Below are 18,141 nucleotides of genomic sequence, written 5' to 3'. Positions count from 1 at the left end.
AAAACAATGGATTTAGAAAAAGAATCTCAATTATCCTTGAGAGAAAAAACGGACAATGTAACAATTATACAAGCATTAGAAAAGCGTCTAATAACAGCAACTGCTCCCGAAGAAATTGATGCTTGTTTGCAAATTTATCGAGAAGTTATACAACAAAAGGAGTTAATCAAATTCAATAAACATCAACGGACAATAGAAAACTTTCAAATCATTCGTCAAACATCTTTATGGGGAATTATTATCAGTATTGGTGTCGCCTTAATTATTAGTCGATTAACCATTCCAGGATTAATTTTAATCGGGGTTGTTTTTTATGATTTTATTTTTGATTATCAAAAATTTAGGAAATGATTAAAGAAACTTGTTACCTCATAATTGGGTGGGCTATAATGAATAATTAATCAATAAATTATGATCCCATAACCCACCAATAACAATTAAAGATTAAGGATTTTAAAATTCATCATTTCCCTCTTGATAACTTCCAACTAAATTAGGATCAGTATCCCGTTTTGAGCCTAATAAATCCAAACGATCAACCCGAATTACAGGACTCGAACGATTTATCCCTGTATTCCGATCTGTCCAAGTTTCAATTTCCAATGAACCTTGAATACCAATTAAGCCACCTTTCTTAACATAATTAGCGGCGATTTCTGCAGTCTTTCCCCAGATTTTTAAATTAAACCAATCTGGTTCATCACTTTTACTAGAACGACGATTAACCGCTAACGTCAAAGTACACAAAACCGTTCCCGATTCAAAATATCTGACTTCTGGATCTCTGCCAGCACGACCGACTAAATTAACAACATTTACGCCCATAAAATTTATGCTCGAATTTATTTGGTACTAACGTATTTTATCAGTTATCAGTTATCAGTGACCAGCGACCAGGTAGAAAATTTATTTTTGTCAATTTCTTCATGGATCTCTGCTGGCCTGCCTCCACAACGGGAACAAATCCCTCCGCCCCCTTGTCAAACGTGACATCACTGATAACTTCTACTTAACTATTGGCCGATTTCTAGTATAAATTGATTAATGCAGCTAGACTTACTAAAAGAAACGTAATAAAATCCGTTCGACCCCCTGTGGGTCATTGAACCATAGTAGTCTTTTATATTAAGGGGCATAAGCAAACGTGGGTATTTTTAGTCGTTTTTCCTTATCGCGGGACATGGGCATAGATCTAGGGACTGCTAACACCCTGGTCTATGTTTCCGGCAAAGGTATTGTCCTGAACGAGCCATCCGTTGTGGCCATTGATAAAGATCGCAAAATTCCCCTAGCGGTGGGGGAAGAAGCCAAAAAAATGTTAGGACGTACCCCAGGTAATGTGGTGGCTTTGCGTCCGTTGCGAGATGGGGTAATTGCGGACTTTTTGAGTGCCATGATCATGCTCAAAGAGTTTATTCGTCGGGCCCATGAAGGAAGTCCTTTGGGCAACCCTCGGATGGTCATTGGCATTCCTAGTGGCATTACAGAAGTGGAAAGACGGGCCGTCATTGATGCGGCCAGAGAAGCAGGGGCCAGAGATGTGGGTTTAATTGAAGAACCCATCGCCGCAGCTTTAGGGGCAGGTTTACCCGTAACAGAAGCCACCGGAAACATGATTGTTGACATCGGTGGGGGAACTACAGAAGTAGCAGTTCTGAGTTTACAAGGACGGGTATTAAGCGAGTCTGTCAGGGTTGCAGGGGATGAATTAACTGAGTCCATCATCCACTACCTGAAAAAAGTCCATAACATGGTGATTGGGGAACGGACTGCCGAAGAAATCAAAATTCGTCTAGCCTCTGCTTATCCCATGCGTCATGAAGAAGAACCCACCATGGAAGTGCGCGGGTTACACCTCATGTCAGGGTTGCCTCGTACCGTCACCGTCAAAGGGGAAGAAATCCGTGAGAGTATGGCCGAACCCTTAGCCGTCATTGTCGATGCCATTAAACGGACGTTAGAGCGTACCCCTCCCGAATTAGCGGCGGATATCATCGATCGCGGCATCATGTTAGCGGGTGGTGGAGCCTTATTACGGGGACTCGATACCTTACTCAGTCATGAAACCGGAATTGTCACCCATATCGCTGAAGATCCCCTGCTCTGTGTGGTCAAAGGAACTGGAGAAGTGCTGAAACACCCCACCGTTTTAGATCGGATTTTAAGCGAAAGCTCTCGCATGATGTAAACAGGACAGAAAGAAAGACACAAAATGCTGATAGTGCGTCGTTGGTATGCTCGGTATGGCTCCAAACTAATCTGGGCCGGGGTCGCTTTAGGAATGGGTTGGTTTCTGCGTCAAACCCAAGGGGCCGCTATCCTGGAAATGTATTATTGGGTGACTCGTCCTTTACAGTCCGAGTCCCCTCAAGTCGTACAAGAGCGACTAACCAACGCGCGAACCATTGAACTAGAACAGCGTTTAGTGGAATTAGAGCGACAAAATGAGCAATTGCAAAAACTGCTTGGTTATTTTGAAGCTCAACAAAAAAACGTGATTGCGGCTCCCATTATTGGCCGCAGCGCGGATGATTGGTGGAAACAGGTGATTCTGGGCCGCGGCAGTAAAGATGGCATAGAAGTCGGCTTTGTGGTAACGGGGATTGGCGGATTAATTGGTCGTGTTGTTGATGTCACTCCCCATACCAGCCGCGTTTTGCTCGTTAGTGATCCTACCAGTCATGTTGGTGCTAGGGTGAGTCGTACTGGTACGATGGGAGTCATTAAAGGGGATGGTTCCCGTATTGCCGTGATGCGCTTTTTTGAAAAAGTGCCTAAAGTCAGTCCTGGGGATACGATTACTACTTCTCCTGTTAGTCGTCTTTTTCCTGATGGTTTACCCATTGGACGAGTACAGTCTGTTGACTTGGAAAAGGGCCCGGCCCCCGAAGCGAAAATTTTATTAACTTCCCCGATTAATGATTTAGAATGGGCGGTTATTCATCCGTTTAAAAGTAAGTAAAAAGATTCATTAACTATTAATTATGAACCCATGAACTGGCAGCGATATTCTTTTCTTAATAATCTTATTATCGGCAGTTCAGCTACCTTGTGTCTGCTACTGTCTCTGACTCGTCTTCCTGGGATGGAATTACTCGGTATTGGCACTAATTGGGTGTTAATTTGGCTGGTAGTTTGGAGTATGAAAAGAACAGTATTTCAAGGGATGATAGCAGGGTTAGTTATGGGATTAATTCAAGATGGACTTACGGGGGCCTATCCTTCCCATATTTTGAGTTTAGTTATGGTTGGAGTTTTAACGGCACGTCTTCAGAAACAAAAATATATTCAAGAAGATTTTATCTCAGTTGCTTTAATTGTATTTGGTATGGTGATTGTTGCTGAAACAAGTACATCGATTCAATATATTCTAGGAGGGATGCGCCCCTTGACAGATATCTGGCGTGACTATCAACAATTAGTGTTATCTTCAGCCATTTTAAGTAGTTTATGGGCCCCTGTTGTCTATTATCCCCTTAATTCTTGGTGGGATAAAGCTCCTTATAAAGCGAGTAGTCAAAAATAGGTAACTGGAATTAGACAATAACAATCTGTTGATCGGGTTAAATCTAAGTTAGGATTAAGAGTGGCTAATTACTCTTCATTTAAAGTACCTCAGATAAAACAAGATTACGGAATTGACTAGAACTACCTAAATTATTAGGAGTGTCATTATCATTAAAGAAAACAAGACGGTCATAATCACCTGTAAAATATTGACCAAGACTAATACTGTAATCTTTCCAACCATTAACAGCTTCAGAATCATTTAAACCTTGATAATCATTAAAAGCTTGATTGCCAAAAGTTTGAGTTCCATACAGTTGAAATATGGTGTTGGTATTATTAAACAAATTATCATCATTATCTAAACCAACCCCTTGTATTTCTCCTTGTTCCCCACTTCTGAATTGAAAACTTAGGCGGGTATTTGCAGTAATGTTGTAATTAGTTAAATCAAAGGATTTCCAAGCATTATTCTCAAGTTTTACTTCATTACCATTATTAGGATAAGTGACAACAGCTTGGGGAGTATCTTGAGGTAAAGGCCTCCCATTATTAATGGAAGCATTGCCATAGGTTTGTAGGGTTTTGCTAGTAGTAGTCCCATTCAGATTTAAAGTCAGTTTATCATTAACAGGTGGAGGTGTATTTTCAGCTAAAACCAGATTACGGACTTGACTAGAACTACCTAAGTTATTAGGAGTATCATTATCATTCATGAAGACTAAACGGTTATAATTACCCGTAAAGAAGTCTCCCACGTTGATAGTATAAGTTTTCCAACCATCAACAGTATTGTAATTATTAAAGGCTTGATTTCCGAAGGTTTGTGTACCGAAAAGTTGAAAGAAGGTGTTAGTATTATCATAAATATTGTCATTATTATCAAAGCCTAATCCTTGGATTTCTCCTTCACTATCACTACGGAATTGAAAACTTAGGCGGGTATTTGCAGTAATGTTGTAATTAGTTAAATCAAAGGATTTCCAAGCATTATTCTCAAGTTTTACTTCATTACCATTATTAGGATAAGTGACAACAGCTTGGGGAGTATCTTGAGGTAAAGGCCTCCCATTATTAATGGAAGCATTGCCATAAGTTTCTAGGGTATTACTAATCTCTATTCCGTTAATAGTAATCATCAAACCTTGAACATTAACCGTAAAAGTATTATCAATAAATTGATCGTTAGCTGTTCCTCGAATGGTGATTTCTGCTGTTCCTGATTGATTAACTTGATAATCAAGAGTTAGCTGATTATTGTTAATAGTTGCTATTACTAACCCAGGATTACTATTAGTTAAAACACTCTTATTAATGACATCCCCATCAACATCACTAAACACATTTGTTAAGTCAATGATTGTATTAGCTGCATCTTCATTAACAGTAACAGGTGCAATCGGATTTTGAACTACAGGTAAATCATCTACAGGGTTTACAGTAACGGTGAAGATATTATCAACAAATTGACCATTAGATGTCCCTCTTACTGTAATATTAGCCGTTCCTGATTTATTATCTAGATAATCAAGGGTTAATTGACTATTGTTAACCGTAGCTATCACTAACCCTGTATTACTATTAGAGAAAATACTCTTAATAATGACATCCCCATCAACATCACTAAACACATTAGTTAAGTCAATGATGCTATTAGCTGCATCTTCATCCACACTAATGTTATTAAGAGGATTAGCAACGATAGGAGGATTATCAGGAGGGGCATCATAAACTAAAGTATAAGTATTATCTCCAGAAGTCGCCGTATAATCGAATAAATGAAGCTTATTTTCGTAAATTGGGCGGCCTGCTTGGGGGAAAGTGCGATCGGTTAACCAAACATTTTCTAATAAAACTTCTGTACCATCGGAACGTAAAACCCTTTCAATTCTCGATTCTCCGTTACTCGGATCATCAAGTTCAATATAATTCCAACCGTCAGTTAAGTTAACCGTAATTACTACATTGCGATCGCTTGTTGTTAAAGGGCCATCAGTTGTCCCCTCATAAACCGCGTTAACTGCTGCTGTCCCTCCGTTACTGAAATAGACAGTATCGGGAATAATATCAACGTCAGGGTTATTATTAACGAGATAATCAGGTAATCCGTCATCATTGGGAACTGTTGCCCGTACAATGTGGGTTAATTCGTGAATATTGACTTCTGCAATTTGGGAAAGTTCAGGAATACCTAAGCCGTTAATATGCTCAAAACTGGCATCATATTCCACAAAACGCCCTTGTAGGGTAGATTTTAAATACCAGTTAGCGGTTTGAGTTTGTCCGGGTGCAATATCTCCTAGATTAACTTTGAGAGAGGGCGTAATAGGTTGAGAACCGACGGAAGTACCAATTAAATCGAAGTCAATCAGTAAACCTTGTTCACTTTCGACGATTTTCGGTTCTGCGGAGATAATTTCTAAATCTTGGGCCGTTCCGTAACCTTGGTTTTGGACAATTAACCCTAAAGCAAATGGTACTGATGTTTCTATAGGATCAGTAAAGGGATCATCTGAGTAAACATTCCGTTCTAGGAAGTAATCTAAATATAGTTCAGCTTGGGGTAATACCGTAACTTCCGTAGGATAGAGATCAACGGTGATAGTTTGACCATTTTCGACATAACTGAAGCTTCCCCCGATATTATATTCAGTTTCGGTAGTAGGTGCGGCGTTAGCGGTGGGAATGATGGTAAAGTTAGCTGTTCCGATGCTATCTGCTGCCAGAGTACCAGTACCGTTGATCTCAGTTAAACCCATCAAGGTTGGGGACGTAATAGCAAAGCGATCATTAACCAGATTACCCTCAGAATCGGTGATTTCCAGATTAATCAGGATATTATCTAAGGAAATATCATCATTGAGGTTTTCTAAGGTCAAAACTCCCTCAAAAGCGGAACGAGTCATGATCGCATCTTGGCTGATTTCAATACCAACCCGTGCGGTAACATAAGGGGTAGGTGAACCCGGAATAAAGGGTATAGTAATCACACCAGGGACGAAACCACCACCACCACCACCAGTAACACCACCACCACCACCACCATAGGTGATTTGAGGTAAGGGACAATCTCCGTCTACATGATAGATAGGAATGGGGGTAATTTGTTCAACGTTGATGAAGTCGTCTAAACTGTGGTCAAAGTTTTGGTATTCCCAGAATAATGCACCAAAGATATCACAAGGGGCTGGGCCGTCTCCTGCTAAGCGTTCGAGACGTATAGGCACAACTAGGGAACTTTTAGCGGGAATTGTCCCTAAATAGTCGATTTGTGGGTCAATATCATAATAAGGATGTTCCCCAAAGGAGAAGTAAGCATCTTCTGCACCAATTAAGCCATGATTGGTAACAGTAACATCAATGATCTGCACTTCTCCCACTTCATCTAAACTGGAGAGATCGAAAGAACCAGGGGTTACGGTGACGACAGGTAAAGGTACTTCCGTTTCAAAGGTCGCTTCTAAGGTAATTTGGTAAACATCGGCGATTTCTGTGGGACGAACAACCCAGTTATATTTAACGGTTTGATAGGGTAAAAAGACATCAATATCTTTGGTAACACCTGCTTCTACAGCGAAATTTTGTGTCCCGATACCGTGTTTATCTGCTTCCACTCTCAGGGTATAGAAACCTTCTGTTAGGTTATCTAAGGAAAACATCCCATCAGGATCTGTATAGGTGTTGAGAATTTCTCCCGTGATACCATCTAAGAGGGTAATCGTCGTATTTTCAACTTTTGGCTGTCCATCTGCCAAATAATACAATTCATCAACAAAATTGAAGTTAACACCGCCAATAGCATCGGATACGGCGCGGAAATTAAAGGGCAGTTGTAAACTATCACTAGGACGCAAATTATCGTTAAAGGCAATACTACCTTGATACAGGGTTAGAGGTAAATTTGCATCTGGGGTTAAGGTGAGGGTGACAGTAGTTGACTCATTGGGATCTAACGTCGGAATTGTGGTATTTGTGGCTAAGGATAACCAAGGTACATCAGGCAGTAGAACATCTATATCACCCGACGCTAATGATCCGGTATTGGTTAAGGTAAACTCGACAATGGTTTGATCTCCCCGTAGCATTCCTGCATCTAAGGGGGATAAACTGGCCACTAATTGCGATCGCAGTGGGTTAACATCTACGGTAACAGGAATGCGACTGGTTACGCCTTCGGCAGTAGTTACTTCAATTTCAAAGGTATCCCGCAATATATCGGCATCTGGGGCTAAAATACTGTAATTTAGGCTACTGGTGTTATTATTGCCTATTGTGGGGTCAACGCTGGTACTAATTACCCAATCACTAGGCGCACCGATAATACTGGTAGTGAGTCCTGTTAAGCTTTGGGGGCTATAATTTCTTAGGGTAAGTTGTCCGGTTTTGGCCGCATCTTCCGTGACATTGAGTAAAACGGATGATTGGGTGAAACTTAGCCCTAAAACGCTAAATTCGTCCTCTGGGGTGGTTCTTTCGCCAGGGTTAAGGTATTGGGTAGCGTAGAGGTTATAGTTACCTGCTTGGCTGGCTGTGGGGGTAAAGTTATAGTTATAGTTACCGTTAGCATCGGTGAGAATATCAATGGTGAAAATTCCCCCAGTATTCTCATTTTCGAGGTAAACCGTCGCAAATTCAAAGGGTATGGGCTGTCCGTTTTGATTGCTGATAGTTTGTCCCGTTATCTCGATGGTTTGCCCTGCTACGCTGGTTATGATATCAGTTTCGATGGTTGCATAGTAAAGAGGTGTAACGGTGAGGGGTGTTACGGTAATAAGTTGGTTATTGTTTTCTGCGTCCCCTTCGTTGAGTTGTCCATCTGCATCTGTTACAGCGATCAGGTAGTAATTACCGGGGGTTTCAGGCAAAATAACGGGAATAGTGCGAGTATATTCGATTTGGGGGTCAATGGTTCCCGCAAACTCAATACCTCGCCCTAATGTTCCTCCTGTATCGTTCCCAATGGCGATATCATTACCGTTACCAAAGATAGCATCAGGGGAGAGATACAAACGATCTACCCAAGGGCCTGTGGCTGCAAAATTGCTATCATTTTTAACAGTATAGGTGACATTTGTAGTGCGATCGCTAAACCCATTTTCTCCACTTAAATTAGTAACTATTAAATCAGCATTTGTCCCATCGTTATCAATAATAGTTAAGGTGGCTGTGTTTTGTGTGCCAATAGTTGCCCCATTGGTAGGAGAAGTTAGGGTTAAATTAATCGTTTCGTTGCTTTCATTTAAAGCGTCATTAACAACAGGAATAGTAACTATTTTTGAGGTTTCACCATTGGCAAAAGTGACGTTAACTGAAGTATTAGAATAGTCTGCTGGACGGGTTGCGGTTCCGTCCGTTAAGTTAATGGTAGCACTGACTGATCCATCACTTCCTCCTGTACGATTTACTGTTACTGCAATGACAGGGTTTCCATTTTCATTAACACTGTAATTAGCTTGAGAGAAGACTAAAATACCAGGGACTGCATCATTATCAATAATGTTTAAAAATGCCGTTTGTTGCGTCCCCAATGTTGCGCCATTGGTAGGATTTGAGAGGGTTAAATTAACGGTTTCTGTGGGTTCATAAACGGGGTCATTATTGATGGGAATAGTAACAGTTTTGCTGGTTTCTCCATCAGCAAAAGTAACAGTAATGGGGGTGTTGGTATAGTCACTTACTGCGGTTGCTGTTCCATTACTAGGGGTTAAGGTAACACTAACTATGCCATCACTTCCACCAGTGCGGGTAAGAGTAACAGCAACGACAGGAGTTCCGTCTTCATTAACAGTGTAATTAGTTCCACTGAAAGTTAACGTGCCAGGAATAGATGGAAATTGTTGATAATCTCCTACTATCTTAATATAGGAGTTCGCTGCTCCTCCATGATCTGCACGCAAAATCTGGATGTAGTTTTTGCCCGTTTTTAAACTTCCTAGATCGATATTTGGATATTCATTGGCACTGGCTCCACCCTCTGCTGAGGCTCCAAATTTATACTGCCCATTTACCCAAACAAATATAGAGTTATCAGCACCAAAATTGCCTTTTAAATTGCTAACACCATAAAGTCCTCCATCAACTTCATAGATAATTGCTGTCTCTTGATTTGTAGTCCAACTTTGAGGAATTTGTTGTAGTTCGCTCCAAAAACCATTCTTAATTGCATTTTCAGTGTCTGTGAACCAGTTACCTAAATTGGTTGCTAAGGTTAAGTTAGGTTCAGGTAGAGAATTACTACTCCCAGGAGAACCAAATATATTTCCTAAAGTCTGGTTATAGTAACCAACGGAAATATCAGTTATGTTAACTTCTTCTTTTTCTTCAGCAATGGTTAATATTGCTGTTGTTTGTATGCCTAGTGTTGCACCATTGGTAGTATTTGAGAGTGTCAAGTTAATAGTTTCTGCTGGTTCAAATACGGTATCATTATTGATGGGAATAGTAACAGTTTTGCTGGTTTCTCCATCAGCAAAAGTAACAGTAATGGGGGTGTTGGTATAGTCACTTACTGCGGTTGCTGTTCCATTACTAGGGGTTAAAGTAACACTAACTATGCCATCACTTCCCCCTGTACGATTTAGGGTTATGTTAGTAACTGGTGTGCCATTTTCATTGACACTATAACTACTTGTATTAAAAGCAATAGTTCCTGGTCGTAAAGGATCATCATTAATGATAGTAAGTGTGGCGGTGTTTTGGGTTCCTAATGTTGCCCCACCTGTGGCATTTGTTAACGTTAAATTGATGGTTTCATCGGGTTCAAATTGAAGATCATTAACGATAGGAATAGTGATAATTTTGCTTATTTCACCACTGGCAAAACTAACAGTAATAGGGGTGTTATTGTAGTCAGATGGTGCGGTTGCTGTACCCCCTGTATAGTTAATGGCTGCGCTAACTGCGCCGTCACTTCCTCCTGTCCGGTTAACGGTGACAGCTACTACAGGAGTACCGTTTTCATTAATGCTATAATTAGCTTGAGAGAAGGCTAAAACACCTGGCACTGCCAGGTTATTGTCAGTAACAAACTTGACTTCATCGATAAAAATCCATTGCTTATTGGGAGCTGTTAAACTAATACTTAAATTACTTCCTGTAAAATTACCATTAAAATTGATAAATCCACGACTATTGTCAGCAATTTCGTTTCCTATCAGAGTAAAGTTTGAACCATTAATATTAATTGTATCGGGTAAATAAATCCATACTGTTTCACGGCGGTTAAAACCAACTTGAACTTGACTAATGCCGACAAAATTGCCAAAATCAAAGTTAAGAGTGGGATTAACATTAACCCAACCTACCCATTCGTAGGCTTTTCCATTACCTAGATTAGCACTCCAGTCATTGACCCCCAAGATACCATCTATCAGTTGGTTATTAGTATCATCAAAATAATTATAAAAGCCTCCTTGTGCTTGTCCTTGAGCAGGGGTTGCTGTATAGTTTAATGGGACAATATTGAGAATTGAGCTAAAAGCATTACTATTAAGATCTAATCCTGTTACTCCTTCAACAACAGCAATTAATTCATCAGGTTCTGTGCCTGGTTTATCCCGAAATATTCCTGTTCCTGAAACTCCAGCAATAGGAGAATTAGCCAGAATATAATTACTTTTTGCCCCTGATAATTGAATCTTATCTTCATTGATATTAAAGTCTTTAATCAGGGCATAATCAGCCGTTCCATTAGTGCTAGTATTGCCATCATCATAATAGGCTTTTGTCGCATCTCCTAAGATAAAGCGATCGCTACCTGTTCCCCCTTCTAATGTATCAATTTCACCCACTCCGGGAGCAACCGCAGTAGTATTAACACCAATCAGGCGATCGCTTCCATCCCCACCATTAAGAGAGTCATTACCTGTACCCCCTTCTAGGGTGTCATTACCAGCATTACCAGTAAGAGTATTATTGCCACTGTTACCTGTGAGGGTGTTGTTAAGGGTGTTACCCGTCGCATTGAGGTTATTTGTGCCTGTGAGAGTGATATTTTCAACATTAGCGAGGGTTTCAACGCTGTAGGAGATAGAGGCTTGAATGGTGTCGCTCCCTTCATTAGCATTCTCATTAATGGTGTCCCCTAGTTCATTAATGATGTAAGTATCATCGCCGACACCCCCTTGAAGGATGTCAATACCCGTACCACCGTTTAGGGTGTCATTCCCTGCACCACCCCTTAAGGTATCTTCAAGGTTGCCACCGATGAGATTATCGTTACCACTACCACCTGTAATGTCAAATTTCTCGATATTGACGTAATTTACAGAGTTGCCAGTGGTGGAGATGGTTCCACCGCCATTATTAGGGGTTGTGGTTGTTATATTAGTGCTGAGGGTGGAGTAATCAACTTTTAGGGTGTCGGTTTCGGTGCCACCGTCGGCAGTTTGGCTGGTTCCTAAACCTGCATCTAAAGTATCATTCCCTGCTTCACCGTAAAGTTCATCATTCCCATCGCCACCACTTAAAGTATCATTGCCATTACCGCCAAAGATACGGTCATAGCCTCCTTCTCCTAAGATAGAATCATTGCCGTCATTGCCATACAGGTCATCTCTATCACTACCACCGCCTCGGATAGTATCATCTCCTGCTTCTCCATAGAGAACATCTCGTCCACTACCGCCAATAATTAGGTCATTTCCCGCTCCACCGCCTACATCGGCTGACCACTCTGCATTCCAATTTGTGGCTGATACGTCGATGTTGTCGTTACCTGAACCGGTTCTCAGGTAGATTCTTTCTACCTCTTTGAAGTTTGTACCGTTATTTAAACCACCTGTTATTGTCCCATTGTTAAAATCGGAGTAATTTACAGTAGTGCTAGAGGTATCTGTTGAGTTATTAATTTGGAGGTAGTCAACCCCTCCTCCACCGATGATAGTGTCTGCTCCCGTTCCAGGATAAAACTGGTCATCTCCAGAAGTTCCGACAAAGTTATTATTTTCGCTGCCTCCCGTAAAATTCGCCATTTCTACCGCAATATTTACCCCATTAAGGCTAATAACTCCGTTATCATCTTCCGCTTGTAACGCTGCTAACTCAGTCTCACTCAGACTTTCCCCTCGTACCAATGCCGAAAATATTGCCCCTTCATCTCCTGCACTGTCATTATTGCCATTTAACACCACGTCCACATAATGGCCATATTCCTCTAACAATAAGGCTGCTAAGAGATCTATCCCCCCTAACCCCCCTTGAGAAGTGGGGGACTGAGAAAGTTGCTGTAAATACTCATAAGACAGATAAATAACCCCATTTAACTGCCCATAAGCCCCATAAGCTCCATTTAACTCCGACTGATAGCGGATTTCTAGGGGAGGAAACCCACTAAAATCATCGTTTTGCCATGCTGTCTGTAAGGTATCCGCGCTTTGGGTTGAGTTAAAAGCAACTGCCATTTTAGCGGCAAATTCAGAGTCATTGGCAAAGGTTTGTAATTGGGTTTGACTGAATAAAATTGCTTGTTCTAAAACAGCCATTAGGGATGGCTCAATGGCTAAAGAATTGACGGTTAGCAAGGAATTAATAGAGGAAAGTGTAGTCATAATTGATGGTAATCTAAAAATTAAATATAAAAAATAGACTAAAATAAACAGAATATTTGCTCCTCAAGTTAAGTATTTCGTGCATAAAAAATACACTATCCTCAACACAGAGTTAGCAGAATAAACGAGTTTAATTTGATAAAGATTAAACTAAAAACTATATAGTCAAATCTTTAAAATAAGTATAATCACTGAATACTTTGCTGTCAACCACTAAAACTCACTTTTTTTTGATTTGACAGAATTTAACTTGATCTTAATTTACAAATCTTCATCTTCATGTACAACTTTGTCCAATTTTACATAAATTAGGGACATAATAATATTATTTCCCTACCAGAAACCCGTAGGGGTTTAACAGTGTTAAACCCAAAATAAATGGACTTAATAATATTAAGCCCCTACCAGAAACCTTTAGTAGTTCACTCATGATCTAAGATAACCTGTATCCATTTTGGTGGACGAGGAATGGGATTTCCCAATTTATCTAACACCAATAAAGCCACTAAATGAACTGCAAATAAATAAATAATACTATTGACAAAAATGAGAATAACTGCTAACAATTCAATGAACCAAAAACTAGGTTGAGCGAGAATTCCTAACTTTAAAAATCCCCATTCAGCTAACCCTGTCATTTGATTAATCACATATTGCCATAAATCTTCTCCCAACAAAATTGAGAATAACCAAAAGCGAAAAAAGAAGCCAAAGGTGCCAATTAAAGCCCCAGTAAACATGGAAAACTCCCAATTAACCCCCCGTCGCCAACAGGCCCCTAATTGAACCCCCATCAATCCATAAGGCATTACAAAGACAATACTGCGGGTTGGCCCCATCAATACTGTTAACAATAATCCTGAAACTAAAGCCCCCATCCAAGCCCCTCGACTACCCCAACGGAGATAAACTAAAGCAATGGGAATGGGAAAAAAGAGCCGCAATAGGGGCCCTAGGGGAAAATAATAGTTAATTAACCAAATTAAGCTACCCGCACTGGCTAAAAACGCCGTTTCCACCATAGCTAAGGTTTGGCGGGTTTTGGCAGAAGAAAGGCTTAATGTCGCCATTTTAGGGGGTTCCGGTGGAGTCGGACTTGTTGAATCTTCCCCTTCATCTACCCAATTAGAATCATTCATTAAAGCATCAGTATCCTTTGCTGAAGGTTGATTAAGCGGCTCAGAAGAAGAACTCATTTAGGAAATAATTTGCTCTAGAGAATCAAGAGAAGGGATACAAAGAATATCATCTTCCCGTTTAATTAAACCCTTTTTTTCTAATTTAGTCAGCGATCGCGTGACAGTTTCCCGCGCTAACCCACTAATACTGCTTAACTCCCGATGAGGTAAATTAGGAATTTCTACCCCTCTTTCCGTCCGTTTGCCCTGACCTTCTGCTAAAAATAATAAAGTATCAGCCACCCGTGAGAGACTATCCGCTTCCCGTAATCTTAGCCGTCGGTTGATTTGTCTTAACCGTTTGGCCATTAATTGAGCCAAATGAACCCCCGCAATGGGATCACTCTCAAGTAAACTGACAAAATCTTGGGCTGGAATACTACTGACAGTGGTTTGAGTTAAGGTAATGGCATCAGTTGAACGGGGAACTTCCTCTAAAGCGGCCATTTCCCCAATCACCTCCCCTCTACCGACGATATTGAGGGTGACTTCCTTCCCATCAAAGTTGTGAGTCCGAATTTTCACCCAGCCTTCTAAAATAAAGTAAACGGAACCCCCCCAGTCATTCTCCAAGAGAATCACACGGTTGGCAGGATGAACACGGGTAACAGCGTGACTCATGACAAGTTCTAAACTTTCTTCTGGTAAACCAGCAAAGAAAGACGCTGTTTGTATTAACTTTTCTAAATCAGGAGATTGGTGACGAGAGTTGTTGATATCTTCCATAAGCCCATAAGCAGATTGCTAATTCATCTGCTATGCTAAGCCTATCAAAAATCATGGGCTTATTTTTTAAAGTTTCTAGAAGTCTTCTTTGTGATCTCACCTATTCTTAATTATCTTTAACAAATTACTGTGGCGGTTCAAGATAAGCTTCAATCCCTAATTACTGACCTTGAGCGGGTTCTGTGGGAAGGACAACTCGCTGAAAATCCAGAAGTGTTAATCCTTCTCGAAAGAGTACGACACTATCTATTGCTGTGTCAAGCAGGGGCAATGGATGAGAATTTTGACACTCAGGCCGAAAAGCTTACGAACATGGTGTTGACGCGCTTAGAAACGAGTCTGAATCAATGGTTACAACCCTTACAAGGTGAATTAGAGCAGTTACATCATCAGCGACAATCTCTCTTACAAGAAATTCAAACCCTGGAACAGCAACGCCAAGAGATTTTGTCAGAGTTTTTGGCCAAATTGTCAACTCATTGTGACAATAGTTTACCAGAACCCTTAGAACAAACCGAACCATCTTTATCGACTTCCTTATCTAGTTTTGATCAAACTTTACCCACGGTGTTTGAATCTTTACGGGAAGATTTACAGACTTATTCTGATTCTCTGCGAGAAGGACTGCAAAGGATGCACCAGTTAGGACAACAGGGAGAGGCCAAGTTTTTGGCTTATTGTAATCGTCTCCAACAACAATTAGAATTATCTCTCAATCAGCCAACTTTCAAAAGTCCAATTTCCATTAACAATCCTATCATTAATACGTCCTGGTATTTGGGTATTGATCTTACAACTAATCCTTTGACGGCAGTTTTATTACAGGTTAATTTAAACTCTCCTGAGCAATTTTCCGACTATCCTTTATCAGAGCTTCTTAACCTATCTTTCCCTAACCTTTCTCTTAATGAGAGTCCCTTAGATTACTGGAAACAATCCTTAAATCACCTCAGCACCAGCTTAACGGATCAATCATCACTCAGCATCGGGGAATTCACCTTAGAATCTATTCTAGGGCAATTAGAAGGGGTTGTTTTAATCTGTCCCGCTCGATGGAATTCAGGCGATCGCGCTTTATTGCAAACCCTATTATTAGAAACTCCTTTGATCAAGACTCCTCAGCAAATGCTCTGGGTTCCCAAAGCGATCGCCTTAGCTTTAGCTTATTGTCCCACTCAACCCCATTATGAAACCCCTCAATTATCTTTGGTCATTGAATTAACAGAAACCGTCACAGAATTAGCTTTAGTTGATATTTCCCAGGGATTTTCTGGGTTAACAACTCAACGGTTTGCTTACGGAAGTCAAGGAATGAATCAAGATATTTTGTGTCAATTAATTTACCCTCAATGGTATGGTCAAATGACTCAAACAGTTCCCACACTTCAAGCACCTTTTCCCCAACCTGGATACCCAGATTTATTGCTAAGAGAAGGCTTAAGTCAGCAATTACAGGAACATCCGTTAGGGAATGCAATGTTAGAAGCGGCTCAATTAAGCCGATTAATTTTACAGCAACAAGAAACCTTTTCTTCAACCATTGCTCAACAAATTTGGGGTGTTACCCGTCGAGAAATGACTGAACAAATCATTGAACCTTGGCGACACCAACTGCATCAAAAAATAACAACATTACTGACTCAAGTAGAGCAGTCATCAACTGCGATTACTCAAATCATTCTCTCTGGTGAAGGGGTTTCTGCTATTAGCTATGGGTTGTCCCCTTGGTTAACTGAAAAATTCCCTCATGCCACTTTAATTCAGGAAAAAAATAATGATTCAATCTACTCTATTTTCCAGGGAATATTCCCTTTGCTTTCAGATTCTTATAAAGCAAAAATATAAACTATTAGTTTTCTTTTTCTTGTTGATTTAAGGTGACTTGAATCAACTTTGGAGACGGATTAATTAATTGCAATTGTTGAGGTAAATCTCTCCAGGTGAAAGCTTGTTTAAATTCCAATTGCTCACTATCATCATCACCTTCAAGAGATAAGTTATCTACCCACAAACTTCCTCTAAATTGGGCCGGATGATCTGGGGAATTCTTAGGTTTAATTTCTAGTTGATAGTTAGGAGCAAAAATAAAAGCATCTAATTGCTCAAATTGTAAATTTATTCGAGAACCTTCATAACCCAAAATAATAAAATTTTCTGGGGAACAAGGTTGATTAGATTCACATTTATGAATAATATTATCTGCTTGAATATCCCCTAATACATAAAAGATAACTGTAACAGATTCCTCTTTACTCCCTGAATTGATTTCTATCTGGTTAATCGTATCAATTTCTGTAATTACATATTCATAGACTTTTTTATTATTTTCGATGCGGGTTGGTTGATCTTCTGACCGAGGAAAAGTAAATTCTGTTTCTCTTTCTGTTTCTTTTTCTGTTTCTCTTTCTCTTTTTGTTTCTTTTTCTGTTTCTTTTCTTCCTTTTTTCTCCTCATCAATTATTGTTAAATAATGATTCTCTGGCAATCTTAGTTTGACAGATTCTAAATCAGGTAATTCGGGCGGTTTGATGCCTGTATATTTAGCTTGATAAGTATCCGGTTCAGTGATGTTAATTTTATCAAGAGGAAACTGACAATCATTTACCCAGACATCACCTGTGACCTGACTTTTTGCTGTTCCTTGTCCAGTTTTTTTGCCCATTAACCATAAGACTGGAACCGGATCAGATAAGTAATTATCAAAAAAATTAATAGCTAATTCAAATGAGCTAGAATCTCCGTTTTTAATTTCAGTATTTACCGTTGCAATCCCTTGATTATCCCCTATTTTTTGAAAGCTTTCTAGAGAAAAGTTTCCAAAAGGAAGCTCGATTTTTTTGTGTTCAGCTAAGGCTAAAATATCTTCTTTTTCCGCTTTCCAATCTTGCTGATTTTTACAAATACGTAAAGCCTTAGAAAAATCCTCAGATTCTTGTGAAGAATTTGGGGAATTTAATTGTTCTTCCCATTCAATGTCATTAAATTCAAGCAGTTTAGGATGCTCAATGAGTAAAGATTTAATGCGAGTTTGGGCAACTTCAGCAATTCCATGATGGTTTTGGTTTTCAGTTACAGCTTTTGTGTTAGCATTAATCACGGTGGTCGTACTAATAATTAATCCGGCTGCAGCAACAGTTCCTACAGTTCCCAGTAACGTGACCATGAACAGCGTAAAGCCTTGG

General features: G+C 40.0%; 10 protein-coding genes. 5 read left to right on the top strand and 5 right to left on the bottom strand.

Annotation, left to right across the window (positions count from 1 at the left end):
- Positions 1-6 precede the first annotated feature (6 nt).
- The gene (locus VB691_RS18600; protein WP_323293013.1) at positions 7-351 is read left to right on the top strand and encodes a hypothetical protein; all 345 of its coding nucleotides are present in this window, start codon (positions 7-9) and stop codon (positions 349-351) included.
- A 102-nt stretch (positions 352-453) separates the two neighbouring features.
- On the opposite strand, the gene VB691_RS18595 is transcribed toward VB691_RS18600, so the two are convergent.
- Positions 454-825 (bottom strand): single-stranded DNA-binding protein, encoded by a 372-nt coding sequence (locus tag VB691_RS18595; RefSeq protein WP_323293012.1) that lies wholly within the window; start codon positions 823-825, stop codon positions 454-456.
- A 355-nt stretch (positions 826-1,180) separates the two neighbouring features.
- Here VB691_RS18595 and VB691_RS18590 point away from each other — a divergent pair, with 355 nt between their 5' ends.
- Genes VB691_RS18590 through mreD form a run of 3 tightly spaced genes read left to right on the top strand, consistent with a single transcriptional unit; the run spans position 1,181 to position 3,526 of the window.
- Positions 1,181-2,188 (top strand): rod shape-determining protein, encoded by a 1,008-nt coding sequence (locus VB691_RS18590; RefSeq protein WP_323293038.1) that lies wholly within the window; start codon positions 1,181-1,183, stop codon positions 2,186-2,188.
- Positions 2,189-2,212: 24 nt separating this feature from the next.
- Positions 2,213-2,962 carry a rod shape-determining protein MreC gene (gene mreC, locus VB691_RS18585; protein WP_323293011.1) on the top strand — a complete coding sequence of 250 codons (750 nt, stop codon included), beginning with the start codon at positions 2,213-2,215 and terminating at the stop codon, positions 2,960-2,962.
- A gap of 30 nt (positions 2,963-2,992) precedes the next feature.
- Positions 2,993-3,526, top strand: coding sequence for a rod shape-determining protein MreD (gene mreD, locus VB691_RS18580; RefSeq protein ID WP_323293010.1), 534 nt, complete (start codon positions 2,993-2,995; stop codon positions 3,524-3,526).
- Between the two features lie 79 nt (positions 3,527-3,605).
- On the opposite strand, the gene VB691_RS18575 is transcribed toward mreD, so the two are convergent.
- The 3 genes from VB691_RS18575 to VB691_RS18565 all read right to left on the bottom strand — a co-directional run bounded on the left by VB691_RS18575 (position 3,606) and on the right by VB691_RS18565 (position 14,959).
- The gene (locus VB691_RS18575; protein ID WP_323293009.1) at positions 3,606-13,055 is read right to left on the bottom strand and encodes a Calx-beta domain-containing protein; all 9,450 of its coding nucleotides are present in this window, start codon (positions 13,053-13,055) and stop codon (positions 3,606-3,608) included.
- A 422-nt stretch (positions 13,056-13,477) separates the two neighbouring features.
- Positions 13,478-14,194, bottom strand: coding sequence for a DUF2232 domain-containing protein (locus VB691_RS18570; protein ID WP_416245294.1), 717 nt, complete (start codon positions 14,192-14,194; stop codon positions 13,478-13,480).
- Between the two features lie 57 nt (positions 14,195-14,251).
- Positions 14,252-14,959 (bottom strand): Crp/Fnr family transcriptional regulator, encoded by a 708-nt coding sequence (locus VB691_RS18565; RefSeq protein ID WP_323293007.1) that lies wholly within the window; start codon positions 14,957-14,959, stop codon positions 14,252-14,254.
- 129 nt (positions 14,960-15,088) lie between these two features.
- Here VB691_RS18565 and VB691_RS18560 point away from each other — a divergent pair, with 129 nt between their 5' ends.
- Positions 15,089-16,804 (top strand): hypothetical protein, encoded by a 1,716-nt coding sequence (locus tag VB691_RS18560; protein WP_323293006.1) that lies wholly within the window; start codon positions 15,089-15,091, stop codon positions 16,802-16,804.
- 4 nt (positions 16,805-16,808) lie between these two features.
- Here VB691_RS18560 and VB691_RS18555 read toward each other — a convergent pair whose 3' ends face one another.
- Positions 16,809-18,122 carry a hypothetical protein gene (locus VB691_RS18555; protein ID WP_323293005.1) on the bottom strand — a complete coding sequence of 438 codons (1,314 nt, stop codon included), beginning with the start codon at positions 18,120-18,122 and terminating at the stop codon, positions 16,809-16,811.
- Between the last annotated feature and the right edge of the window lie 19 nt (positions 18,123-18,141).

The sequence above is a fragment of the Crocosphaera sp. XPORK-15E genome (genome assembly GCF_034931425.1).
GTDB lineage: Bacteria > Cyanobacteriota > Cyanobacteriia > Cyanobacteriales > Microcystaceae > UHCC-0190.
Note: the sequence above shows the minus strand (reverse complement) of the source record. Positions and strands in the feature narration are given on the sequence as shown.